The sequence below is a fragment of the Mariniflexile jejuense genome, from assembly GCF_042675665.1.
In the GTDB taxonomy this organism is placed as follows: Bacteria; Bacteroidota; Bacteroidia; order Flavobacteriales; family Flavobacteriaceae; genus Mariniflexile; species Mariniflexile jejuense.
Genome location: NZ_JBHTJI010000042.1, coordinates 360,557 through 373,693, shown reverse-complemented (window position 1 = coordinate 373,693; position 13,137 = coordinate 360,557). Strand labels below are relative to the sequence as shown.

Below are 13,137 nucleotides of genomic sequence, written 5' to 3'. Positions count from 1 at the left end.
TGAGTTAAAAAAAGGCTCACATTTCTGCAAACCTTAATTTTATTTAACTGGAGTAATTTCGAGCGTTTTTTGGTTTGGAGTTACTATATTGTACTGAACAAAAAGTTGTGAGATTTAGAGTTACATAAATAAACTTTGAATTATGAAAAAAAGAAACAGAAATTATAGAGCATCATTTAAGCTAAAGGCAGTAGAATTAAGCTATACCCGAGGTCATGTTAAATAAGTTTGTGAAGAATTGACATTACTTACTCCTATTACATCGTTGGCGACGTGAATCCCAAGATTATGGTAAGAACAGTTTTCCAGGTAGAGGCGTTCCAAAATTAACATATGGACAAAAAGAAATAGCGCCCTATTAAAGAAACAATTAAAGGATATATCGGAGGAATATGAGATATTAAAAAAGGTGGTGAGCCAAATACCCGAAAACAGTGTTTTCTCCTTTTAATATCAAATCTCTAAGGGCGACAAGAAAAATTGAGGTTTATAAAACATCATAAATTTAAGTTTTCAGTCGAGAAAATGTGTAAAGTTTAAAAAGTTAATTCCAGTAGTTATTATAATTGGTTAAAAGCTAAGCTCTCAAAGTTTTGGCTGTATAATCAAAAATTGTCTGAGTTGATTAAACTATTTTTAAAGATAGCTATGAAAGTTATGGTGCGAAAAGTATAAAAAAAGCATTGGAAAAACTAGGATATTATGTTTCCAAACCACGTGTGGAGAAACTTATAAAGGTATATGGTTTATTTGCCAGAAGGAAACACAAGTTTAGAACAACAACAGATAGTAACCACTAATATCGTATTCCCGATAATATCTTAAATCAAAATTTTAAAGTATCTAGAGTAAATCAAGTTTGGGTATCCGAGATCACTTATATTGAAACCAAGTAAGACTGGATGTATTTAACGGTAATTATTGATTTATATAACCGAAAGGTAATAGGCTGGTCTAAGAGAGATAATTTAACAACGCAGGATACTATATTAGATGCATGGAATATGGCAGTAAAATCCAATGTAATTACGGAAGAACTTATCTTCCATTTCGATAGAGGTTCTCAGTATGCCAGCTATTTGTTTACTGATATTATCAAAAACTATAATGGATTAGTAATACAAAGCATGAGTAGAAAGGGGAACTGTTGGGACAATGCCGTAGCAGAATCTTTTTTTAAGAGCTTAAAAACTGAATGAGTGTACCTACATAAATATAATTAGCAGAACTATCCATCTTTTCTTGGATAGAAACTTGGTACAACAAAAGAAGAATACACTCAACTATAGGGTATAAAACTATTAACGAATTTGAAATGGAAATGTATAACCAAAATCTAGCATCTTAAATCTCGCAATTAATTGTCCAATTTTTTTGTATCAAGTCTAGACTTGCCAATGTGCTTACAAATAGACGTGGCAATCTTTATTAAGGATTTTCCAATTGAATAAAAGTTGGTTCATCTCGATTTGCTATTATCCATCCATTTTGTAATTTGAATTCAACAACATGTATGGATGAGCGACGTTGGTCAAATCCATCTTTTTTTCTGTTTTCTCCAACCTGACCGGGATGGGTAAAATAATAAAAATATGCTCTACCATTGCTAATAACAACATCACCATGGCGTGCGGTTGCAACATCGTCTGCACCAGTTCCAGAACCTTCGGGCATTAAAGGGCCTCCTGGTTGATATTCCCATTCGGTAGCATCTTTTGATCGAAATGTTTTGAAACCCATTCCGTCACAAATTATCATCCAGTAATAATCTTTCCAATAAAAAACGGCTGGCCCTTCACCTTTGGTTGACATCACTTTTATAGGGTCTGACCAGTTGTTTAAATCGGTACTTTCAAGATAATAGAAGGTTGATGAATGGTTAGAAGGGTCTTTGAAATACATACGCCATTTACCGTCAGGCATTTTAATTACATCGGCATCGTAGCTACCAACCGGAAGATTGAAGCGTTTTTTATATTGCCAATCCCGAAGGTTATAGCTTGTTAGGTGGTCGATATACCCTGGTACTTTACCCCAATGTTCGGCAATACCAGCTTGAATACTTAAAAACATGTGCCAATTACCATCTTCACCGTAAATAACATCCGGTGCCCATAATGTTGCACTATCGCCACCTGCTTCTGGTGGAAGATTTGGAAAATTCGCAATTCCTACGTAATCCCAATTGGCACCATCGGCAGATTCTGCAATCCCGATAGGTGTCTTAAACACCCAACTATAACCTGGCAATTCAGTTTCAGTAGCCCTACGATTGGTGTAAAACATCCACCACTTGCGAACCAATGGATTCCAAATTACAACCGGGTCAGCAGCACCATCGTAAACTGGGTCACGAAATACTGGCTTTGGAGCTAATTTACCGGCAGTATAATTAAAATATTTGAACTCTACTTTTGCATTGTGTGTTGCTACTAAACCAGCTCTTAAAGCATAAAATCCTCTATAATTATTATGGTGCAGACCTGAAACATCAAGATGTTCCTTTAATGTTTTCCATATTTTTCCATCTTTACTTGCCTGAATGGTACACAAATCGGCTTGGTTAATAATTCTTAGAAAAAAATGGTCGCCAAATTCAGAAACTATGTTTTCAACTTCTTTATTCCTATCGTTTATTGTAAAAGACTCCCCATTAGAGGTAATACTGGCAAAAGCATTTTCACGATAAAATAAAATTAAACCTCCAGAACCACCTTCATTTAGCGTGATTTCACTTTCTATTTGGTAATTTTTGTCAGGTATAGTTATGAGCAGTTTACGACCATATCCCGGAGTATCACCTTTCCCTTTTAAAAACAGGCTGCTATTGGAAAACGAGATATCATCGTCATTATAACCACCCCATGTTGTCCACTGAATGTCAAGTTTATTCGTTGAGAAAGAATCGGAAAGTTTCATACCTATTTGAGGATTTTTTGATGGAAGAGATTTCCGGTTTTCGTCTAACTTATACCATCCGTCATCTGTCCACTTTATAGGGTCTATTAATGTCTGACGACCTAATGTATAAGCCCCGTTTTCATATGCATGATAAACAATCCACCAGTTACCAGCAGTATCATCAATGAGAGTACCATGACCCTTTGACCACCACTTTTCAGATGCCGACCATGTATGCACAATGGGGTTGTAAGGAGAATTCTCCCAAGGACCGACAGGTGTTTTAGAGCGAGCTGACACAACCATATGGCTGGTTGCCGGACCAGCCGTTCCACCTTGGGCACTGGTAAGGTAATAATAACCATCCTTATAATTTAATTTGGGTGATTCAAGACAAAAACACTCTGTTGCCCATTCTTTGGGATATTCCCATCCATCATACGTTTGGGTAACGTCACCTTTAGTAGCAAGTCCATCTTTTGTTAATGGTACAACAATACCTTTGCTTAAATGTAAAAATCGGTTCCCTTTTTTATCGACAACATGTCCGGGGTCAATTCTTTCCACTTTTAAATCAATGGGATTACTCCAAGGGCCTCTGATATCATCTGCCCAGATAACCCAATTTGTACCGGCAGATGGATAATAGATGTAATACTTTCCATTGTATTTTACCAAATCGGGAGCATATGCCGAACCTTTAATTATTGTCATAGTTCTGGCTATTGGTTCCCAGTTAATTAAGTCCGTTGAATGCCAAATCAGGAATCCCGGATTGTAAACAAAACTTGAGTGCGTCATATAATAATCGCTTCCATCACGGATAATAGTTGGGTCGGGGTAATCGCCACGAAGGATTACCTGTGGATAGTTTTGTGCAAGAATAAGTCCTGTCTTAAACACTAATAATAATAGTATGATTAATATGTTTTTCATATATCTAAAATGTTTTTAATTGCCATATGGAACTCGCCAGTCGTCATTATCATTTGTAAGAAAAGGTGCGTTTATAGCTCGTTTCATAATTCCAATCTTTTAAAGTTTATCAAATGTCATTTCTAATTGCCAGTATTTGGCCAACTTCTCAGCTTCTTTTTTAGTAAGTTGTATTACGGTGCCATGTTTGGGTATTTGAAAATTGGTTGCTTTCATAACACCTTCGTTGAAGCGTCCTAAATCGGTGAATATTTTGAAATCGGAGGTTTCTCTGAATCCAAAATTGGCAGGCTTTAATCCATAGATATCGTACATTAGTACCCATTTATCTTCACCAATACGTTTCCAAATATTAGGTGCTTCGCATTTTACTGCTTCTGAATCATACCAAACAGAATCATATGAATACCCCTCGTTAATGGATGAAGAAACAGCCTGTTTAATGCCCGGTGTGCCATCATGGGCTACATAGAAAAGATGAAATTTATCGTTTGCTTTGGTAATATCTCCATCAATGTATGTCTGGTCTTTGGGATATTGAAAAAGAAGTTTAGGTTCTGTCTCCAATTTTGAAAACTCAATATTTGTATAGCTAAAAAACAAACGAATTGTTCCGTCATAAAAGCGCATGCTATAATACAACATTGGTTTCCCTTCTTTATCATCCCAAATTGTTTGAGGAGCCCAGGCACAACCGATAGAATCATAACCAGCAAAGGTTTCATCGATTGCAGCTGTGGTGTGCGACCAATTAATTAAATCAGTAGATTTCATTAGAACAAATCCCCTGTTATTACCCCAACCAAACTCGTTTCTGGGGCGCTCCCACTCTGTATTTCGCAATCCTTCCCGATGGGCATAAATATGCAGGTCGGTCATTGTCATGTAAAATAGGTTATCGGGACCTCGCATAATATGTGGGTCACGAATACCTTTTTGCATAGAAATAGTATCTCCGGATATAACCGGATTGCCATTATTTATATCGGTAAATGAATACCCATCAGAACTGAGTGCCATATGTAAAGCATGGTCGCTATCCTTAAAGTAAACCAGCAAGTAGGCTTTCATCTCATTTTCGGATAGCTCTTTCTTAGATGATTTATGCGAACAGCTCCATTGAAAGAATAAAACTATTGCGGTCATCATTAAAAAACAAACTCTTTTTTGCATTGCTTTTTCCAAGTTTTATATTGTTAATAATATCGATTACAAAACAATATAATGTAGACTCGCTAGTCGTGTAAAATGGTTGAAAAAAACTGTAAAATGGTTGATTTTGATTTGTTATATGCTTTATGTATTGTTTTGGTTGTCAATATATCTCGAAGGTTTTACCCCAAATTCATCTTTAAAGCATTTGCTAAAATAGCTGGCAGTGCCAAATCCTACCAAGTCGGCTGTTTCTGATACTGTATAACCTTCTTTCAATAGTTTTTTCGCACGTTTTAATCGAGTGGATTTAATAAGGTCGGTAGGAGATTTACCAATAATACTTATAAGTTTCCGGTATAAGCCTGTCCTGTCCATTCCTAAATCTTTGCTTAACTGTTCTACCGAATAGTTAGTAGAATCGATATTCGACTCAACAAAATGAAGTGCTTTTTGGATGAATTTTTCATCGGAGGCTGAAAGATTAGAAGTGGAGGCTTGTTGCTCATTACCCTTATTATCTGTTTTTTGATTCTGAAGCTGTTTTTTGATATCTAAAAGCAAAGATTTTAAATTAGGTTCTGAAGATTCAGATGAAACCATTTCACCAGATAATTGATACAACCAATCTCTTAAATCTAAAGCACTATTTCGAATTTGCTCATTGGCTAACTTTTGCTTATTACGGTTTAAGTAGATATGAATGGATAATGCGATGAATGCAATTAGCAGTAGCAAATAAACGATATAAGCTATAATTGATTCGTACCAGTATGGTAAAACTTTTAATGTAAAAAATGATGTTTTGTTGCTCCACTGACCTGTTGCATTTGTTGCTTTTACCTCCAACTGATATAATCCTTTCGAGAGTCCGGTTAATGACAAGCTATTAATGCCATCAGGCAAGTATTGCCAATTACTGTGTTGATTTTTAAAACGGTAAGCGAAACGTATTTTCCCAGTATAAAGATGGTCAAATGTGGAAAAATTTAGTACTAAATTTAGTTCATTCGGTTGTAATTCTATTCTATTATTTTCAATTCCAACTAGTTTATGATTCCCATTAATTGAATATGAAGTAAGCTTTACGTGTTGTGTTTTTGATTCATTTTTCAAACTACTATGTGATACAAAACGACGAAAACCACCCATGCCGCCAATAATAATCTGACCTTTTGCATCTTTGCCTAATGAATAAAAATTATTCATTGAAATATCAGCTTCAGAACTGTAATAGGAATTTGTTGTTTTTTGTTCAGGATTGTAAATAATAACTTTTTGGTTGGTTAAAATCCATATTAAACCTGAGCTGTCAACTTCTAAATCAATGATTGCATCACCGTTTAAGCCTAAAAGTTCCTTTATCTGTGATATTTTATTATTTAAAACATCATAGAAAAACACTTCGCCTTGCTCAGTTCCAGAACATATAAGCCGATTGGAAGCATTTGCAATTGACGAAAAATTTTTGTCCATAACAATTTCATGAATGCTACCGGTTGTATCAATCATGCACAATCCTGATTGTTCTGTTGCTAAGAATACTAATCCATTGCTTGTTGTTATGTCATTAATAACACCAACGTTTATAGAACTCTTTGTTAATTTTCGGATGGCAAAGTTGTAATAAAACAGGGTGTTTTGTGTCCCAATCAATAAGTTATGTTTTTGGTCTTGATAGAGGCTATGAATCCGTTCTGAAGAAGGAATTTCGATAACATTTTCCAATGTTACGTTACCTGCTCCTGATGGATGAAGTTTTACGACAACTGTATCATCTAATACAGTGTATATGCCATCATCATCCGTTGCCTTTTTTATAAGGATGGATTTCTTTCTACCATTCAGCCCTGGTAATCCAGATAGTGATATTAGTTTGCCAATTTTTGTGTTATAAAGAAAGAGTCCTTGGCGTTTTTGCCAAAACCAATAATTATTTTTGCTGTTAGAAAAAACGACAGGAGCAATTGGTAAGCCAAAAGTGTTTACATCTTGGTTAATGCTTTCTGCCAGAAAGTTTTTTTGTCTAAACGATAGAGTGAAAGAATGAGGATAATCGGTTGATATTTTTATATTCCCTTGTTTGTCAGTTATTATTTGGTTCACTAATAACTTACCTGAGGGTAAGTACTTGTCAATATTAATATTGGTTAATTGGCGGTCTTGACTCTTGCTGTATGCATAAATGTTATCTACAGTAGCTGCCCAAATGTAATTTAAAACAGTGTCTGTTGTTAAATTTAAAATATATCTTTTTGAATCATCCCGACTTCCCTTTGTGGAATTGTGTAACGTAAAACATGTCTGTCCTGTAATATTGGGATTAAACTCTACTATACCTTGCCCCCATGTTGAAATCCAATATTTCTTTAAGTCGGTATCTTGAATTATACTCGTTGGGCTTTCTTCAAATTCCCATGGAATTGGAATAAATTCATTTGTTGCTGGATTATATTTATGTATCCCACCGTTCCATTGAACAGTCCAAATATTCTTATCACGGTCTTCATAAATTTGAGAAACACTTTTTGATTCACCTTTCCACAATGAATGGTATGTGTCTAGTTTTTGCTCAAATAAATCATATTTAATGACCAAATCTGCTGTTGATACCCATATATTACCTTCTGTAGATGCCCATAAAGCATCAATACTCCAGTTTTGAATGTCAGGGTCTTTTATTTGATGAATTTCATAGGTGGTTTTATCTAAAACATATAAACCTCGTTTTGTGCCAAACCAGATTTTATGATGTAAATCTTCTGAAATACAAGTAATCCAATTGCTTTTTAATAAATCAGGTGTATTACAATCCGAACGGAAAATTTTGACAGAATAACCATCATCCCTACACAATCCACCTCCCTGAGTTCCATACCACAAAAAACCCTCGGAATCCTGAAAAGTTCGAAATATCTGTGCAACTGGTAGTTGCTTTGTGTTTTTGTATTCAGTATTTACTAACGATTGAGCGATAGAAGAAATGCTTGAAAAAAGACAGCATATAAGTAATATTTGAAGTTTAGTCCTAGTCATCACAAGTGCATAAAAATAAAAAAGCCCAAATTAATAAAAAACCAGTTGACTATGTCGTGTTGGAAAAAACAGTTCTTTTGCAAACTTTGGTTTGCGAGTTGGCTAGTGGGGTTTGCAAATGTGCTGTTTTGTGCGGTGAAGTTTCTTTGTCTTTGCGCTGGGGGAGAAAAAACAAAATAAATTCCTTTCAAACTGCACCGCCCTATCAACGGAGCACTAATCCAGTCCGTCCGTTTTTTATTATTATTTCAATCAACTTTCTGTGTCGTATCGTTTTATAAATAATGTTTAAAATTATGTAGCCTTTATTCAGGACGGGGCAAAGTAGAATGGCCTTTCATAAAACAGTTCTTATTAAGAAAATATAGAATTTTTTGGAACAGACCTCAGTCGAGGTCACAAAAACAAAAAAGACTTTCAAGCAATTGAAAGTCTTTTTTTATACACTAAATTAGTCTAAAGCATTTTTTGTAACAAGCCATCTCCAACCAATAATGGCCATTTGTAGTTTGCTTGCTTTTGTTAAATCTAACTGTTGTTTAGAATAACTTGGAAGCATAATTTTATTCAGTTTTGCTAAAAATTTAAAAAATTGTTTTTTCATTATACAAAAGTAATAAACTTAGTTTAAACGGTGTTTTAATAAGTTTATGCGCCATTTTATCGATAATGTGCAACCTCAATATTAAGTTTCGTTAAAGTTTTAGCTAATAACAGCAAAAACAATTTGAGAACGGTACATTTGTAAAAAATGTAGTTTTTATGAGGAAAAATACAATTTTATGTCTGTTCTTTTTAGTCTTTCAAATAGTTTCCAGTCAAATTGTTATTAACGAATTAGATTGTGATACGGCTGGAACAGATGATTTAGAATTTGTTGAACTATTATCTGAAACACCAAATTTTCCTTTAGATGGATATGTTTTAGTATTTTTCAATGGTTCAACCAACGGTCAGCATACTAGTTATTTGGCATTAGATTTAGATGGTTATGAAACCGATATTAACGGTATATTATTAATTGGAAGTGTTAATGTATCACCATTTCCTCAATATATTATACCTTCAAATATTATACAAAATGGCGTTGATGCTATAGCAATTTATAGAGCAGATGATTTAGATTTTGAAGAACCTGTAAAAGCTCATGTTGATGATACACTTGTTGATGTTTTAATTTACAGAACCACACAATCGGATGGTACAGAATTTGTTCCTATTTTTTCAGCATTCAACCCAAGTATTCAAATTATTACTGAAGGAACAACCAATAATACAAACTCAATTCAAAGAAATAACGACGGCACTTATACTGTAAAACCACCAACCCCAAGACAATTAAATGATGGTAGCGGTGTTGTTTTAAACGGAATTTCAATAACAATTGCTCAAACAAGTTATGATGAGGGTGATGCGTTTGATATTAATTTCACTTCAGAACAAAATGTAACAACAGATTTAAATTTTACATTAACACTCAATAACGGAACGTTTAATACATCCGATTTTACAGGAAACACTTCAATAACCATTCCTAACGGTACAAAAACAGCATCAACTACCATTACTTTAGTTGACGATACTTTTGATGAAGGTGATGAGGAAATGCTAATCAAATTAACGGGTTTAGTATCACCAAATTATTCATTAAATAATAATTTAAAGATTAGAGTTGTTGATAATGATTTTCAAATTGCACCTTTTGGAACACCAATAAATCCAACCTACGGCAATGTAAATAGCACACAACCTGTTGGTTATTATAACAGTCTTGATGCAAAATCAAATGCGTCGTTAAAACAAGCTATGCAAGATATTATAGCAGAAGAAGGTGTTGTTAGGGCGCAAACCTATGCAGATATTATCGATATTTTAAAAGAAGCCGACCAAAACCCTGCAAATAGCAATCAGGTTTGGTTAGTGTATAAAGAAATTGGACGTGCAAAGCTTGATTACCAAATAACTTCTAGTAATATAGGTAAATGGAATAGAGAACATACGTTTCCGCGTTCTAGAGGTGGTTTTAATAGTATAAAAGCTGATGATACTGCTAACGGAAAAGATATATTTTGGAATACTACTAAAGATTCTCTACGTCATGGAAATTCTGATGCACATGCATTGCGAGCTGCAGATGGACCAGAAAATAGTAGTAGAGGTAACTTGTTTTATGGGCAATATAATGGACCATCAGGTACTTTAGGTAAGTTTAAAGGTGATGTTGCGAGAAGCATTTTTTATATGGCAGTACGTTATAATGGTTTAGATGTTGTTAACGGTTACCCAGAAACTACTGTTGGGCAATTTGGCGATTTGGCAACACTTTTAAATTGGCATAGAAATGATCCGCCAGACGATTTTGAAATGAACAGAAATAACATTGTTTACACTTGGCAATTTAATAGAAACCCGTTTATTGATTACCCAGATTTGGTTGAATATTTATGGGGAAACATGGTAGGGCAAATTTGGAACCAACCATTAACAACACAGCAGAATAGCATGCTGGCAATTAAAGTTTTTCCTAACCCAACAACAGGTAAAATTTTTGTAAACGGACTTAATAATAAAGCTACTTTAGAAGTATTTACTATTGAAGGTAGAAAAATTAAGAGCTTTTTATTGAATGAAAATTCTGAAATAAATTTGAATGTGTCAAGTGGTTTGTATTTGCTTCGGGTAAATTATGAAGGCAATACAAAAACAGAAAAAATTGTAATTAATTAAAAATTAATTCATAAAAAAAGCCCAAACATAAAAGTTATGTTTGGGTTTTTAGTTTTATAAAAAATAGGTTACATTTTCTTTTTAGTTGTTATTTCTATAACACCGTTTTTACCTTTTTCACCGTAATTTTTGGTAGCAGTTTCATCTTTTAAAACATTTATAGATGCAATATCGTCTGGGTTTAGCTTATCAACATCTTCTTTTTTAACTTCTTTTCCATCTATTTTGTATAATGCTTCACCACTTAATTTAACAGTATATTTTGATGAATCATTTTTAGAAGTAATTAAAATAACACCATTTTTCCCTTTATCACCATGTATTCTTATAGCATTTTCACCTTTTAAAACATCAACTTTTTCAATTGTATTTGGGTTTATGCTATTCATTTCATCATTATCAATTTCTTTACCATCAAGTATAATTAGAGGAGCTTTCTCGTCGGTTGAAATTATTTTTACTTTAGAGCCAGTTTTACTGCTAAAAACTACTTTTTCATCTTCTTTATCCGATGATATCCATGAAGCATTATTATTAGTTGCATTATTTCTAATTTTTACAACTTTATGTACTTTTTTACCTTCATCATCTATATCAAGAATTACAGCCTTTTTGTTTAAGCTTTTTTCAACATGAAGAGTATCGCCATTTTTTATAATAATTTTTTCTTCAGAAGTAATATCACTATCACCTGATTTAAAAATTAGCACATTACTTTCAGAATTAGAATTATTCATAGTATGTGTTTCCCCATCTTTGGTTATAAAAACGACATGTTTTTCTTTTGAAGAACTGCTATTGCTTATAGAAATTTCGCCATCTTCAATAGCTATTTTAATAGGGCTTATTGCTTCATCGCCATCTAAATTAAAATTAGCATTGGATGTTTTTGAGGTTACTTCAATCTTGATAGCAATAATTTCATTTTCAGAATTTCTTTTAATGCCTTTAAATTTAGCAGTATAACCTTCTGTTTCGAGTTTTGTTTTTAGTTTATCAAAGTCGTTTTCGCTAAAAATTTTAGTAATAACTACTACAATAATGTCTTTTTTAGCCAGTGTTTCTTGAGTTGTATTTTTACTAACATAAACTGTTTCTGTATTAAAGCTCATTAAAAATAAGCCCAAAACAGGTATTACTAAAGCATACTTAATTAAATTGATTTTGTTTGATTTTGATTTGTGTAACATAACGATTCGTTTTTTGATTAATGAATTATAAAAAGGATTACTTAAAGCCATTTGATGAGATGGCATACTTGTTTTAAGTAATGTGTATTGATAACTTTTTTTACAATCCGATTTGTTGGCGGTAACTTTATCGGCTATAAATTCTAAATTTTGCTTTAAATCTTTATTGTAAAACCATACAAAAGGGTTAAACCAAAGCAGAATACAACTTATATGTGTTAATAAAATATCGAATGAGTGTTTTTGGCTAGCATGTACTTTTTCGTGTGTAATAATTTGGTTTAATTCAGTATCGCTAAACTGGTTAGGGTTATAAACTATCCAATTAAAAAATGAAAATGGCGAAATAGCATCACTTGTTTTAATAAAAGTATAACCACCAACTTTTTCACCTTTATTTTTAAAAATAACCAAACCCAATGAAGCAAACTGAATTAAAAACCTTATAAAAAATATACCAATACCAATGCCATATATTATTGGTAAATAATCTAATATACTAAATGGTTTTTCTATATTTTCAACAGGAATGGTAGTATTAAAAACCAAATTATCTAAGTTTAAAGGTGTTGCTTCAACATATATAGGAATAACCACATAAGGCAATAAAAATGCCGTTATTAAACCAGCTAGTAAAAACCATCTATTCTGCTCAAAAAAAGTTTCGCGTTGTAAAAATAGTTTGTAGCACACATAAAAAATGGCAATAATAACACTAGTTTTTAGTAAATGTTCCATGGTTATTTTCCGTTTTCAATTAAAGCAATTATCTCTTTTAAATCGTCAACACTTATCTTTTCTTCCTTCGCAAAAAAGGATACTACGTTTTTGTACGAATTATTAAAATAGTTGTCAATTGCCGCCGTCATAAACCGTTTTTTGTAATCTTCCTTACTCACAATAGGGTAGTATTGATGCGTTTTTCCGTAAGCATTATAACTTACGTAGGCTTTCTCTTCAAGGTTTCTTATAATGGTAGAAAGTGTGTTATAGTGTGGTTTTTCATCCGTTATTTCAGCCAACACATCTTTCACAAAAGCCTTTTCAAGCTTCCATAAAATGTGCATTATTTCTTCTTCTTTGTTTGTTAATTTTTCCATCTCTTTTATCATTTTGGGCGTTACCACAAGGGTCGGGTTTTACGTTACAAGTCCTCGCTCGTACCTCGCTGTGGGCTTTTCACTGCAACCCCTAA

General features: G+C 33.3%; 7 protein-coding genes and 1 pseudogene. 2 read left to right on the top strand and 6 right to left on the bottom strand.

The genetic code is table 11. The features are described from left to right. Positions 1 to 142 precede the first annotated feature (142 nt). Positions 143 to 1,348, top strand: a pseudogene (locus ACFQ1R_RS14675) (IS3 family transposase). A gap of 80 nt (positions 1,349 to 1,428) precedes the next feature. Here ACFQ1R_RS14675 and ACFQ1R_RS14670 read toward each other — a convergent pair. From ACFQ1R_RS14670 to ACFQ1R_RS14655, 4 genes are all read right to left on the bottom strand, one after another. Then, the gene (locus ACFQ1R_RS14670) at positions 1,429 to 3,837 is read right to left on the bottom strand and encodes a family 43 glycosylhydrolase (protein ID WP_379927030.1); all 2,409 of its coding nucleotides are present in this window, start codon (positions 3,835 to 3,837) and stop codon (positions 1,429 to 1,431) included. Positions 3,838 to 3,936: 99 nt separating this feature from the next. Next, positions 3,937 to 4,857, bottom strand: coding sequence for a glycoside hydrolase family 43 protein (locus ACFQ1R_RS14665; RefSeq protein ID WP_379927029.1), 921 nt, complete (start codon positions 4,855 to 4,857; stop codon positions 3,937 to 3,939). 276 nt (positions 4,858 to 5,133) lie between these two features. Continuing rightward, positions 5,134 to 8,025, bottom strand: coding sequence for a ligand-binding sensor domain-containing protein (locus ACFQ1R_RS14660; protein WP_379927028.1), 2,892 nt, complete (start codon positions 8,023 to 8,025; stop codon positions 5,134 to 5,136). 451 nt (positions 8,026 to 8,476) lie between these two features. Further along, positions 8,477 to 8,629: an SsrA-binding protein gene (locus ACFQ1R_RS14655; RefSeq protein WP_379927027.1), complete on the bottom strand. Its 153-nt coding sequence runs from the start codon at positions 8,627 to 8,629 to the stop codon at positions 8,477 to 8,479. 158 nt (positions 8,630 to 8,787) lie between these two features. Here ACFQ1R_RS14655 and ACFQ1R_RS14650 point away from each other — a divergent pair, with 158 nt between their 5' ends. Next, complete coding sequence (locus ACFQ1R_RS14650) at positions 8,788 to 10,752, top strand: endonuclease (protein WP_379927026.1); 1,965 nt, start codon at positions 8,788 to 8,790, stop codon at positions 10,750 to 10,752. A gap of 68 nt (positions 10,753 to 10,820) precedes the next feature. Here the strand turns inward: ACFQ1R_RS14650 and ACFQ1R_RS14645 are convergent, their stop codons facing one another. Together ACFQ1R_RS14645 and ACFQ1R_RS14640 are read right to left on the bottom strand one after the other, a co-directional pair. Next, positions 10,821 to 12,680, bottom strand: coding sequence for a M56 family metallopeptidase (locus ACFQ1R_RS14645; protein WP_379927025.1), 1,860 nt, complete (start codon positions 12,678 to 12,680; stop codon positions 10,821 to 10,823). A gap of 2 nt (positions 12,681 to 12,682) precedes the next feature. Beyond that, the gene (locus ACFQ1R_RS14640) at positions 12,683 to 13,042 is read right to left on the bottom strand and encodes a BlaI/MecI/CopY family transcriptional regulator (protein ID WP_379927024.1); all 360 of its coding nucleotides are present in this window, start codon (positions 13,040 to 13,042) and stop codon (positions 12,683 to 12,685) included. Positions 13,043 to 13,137 lie beyond the last annotated feature (95 nt).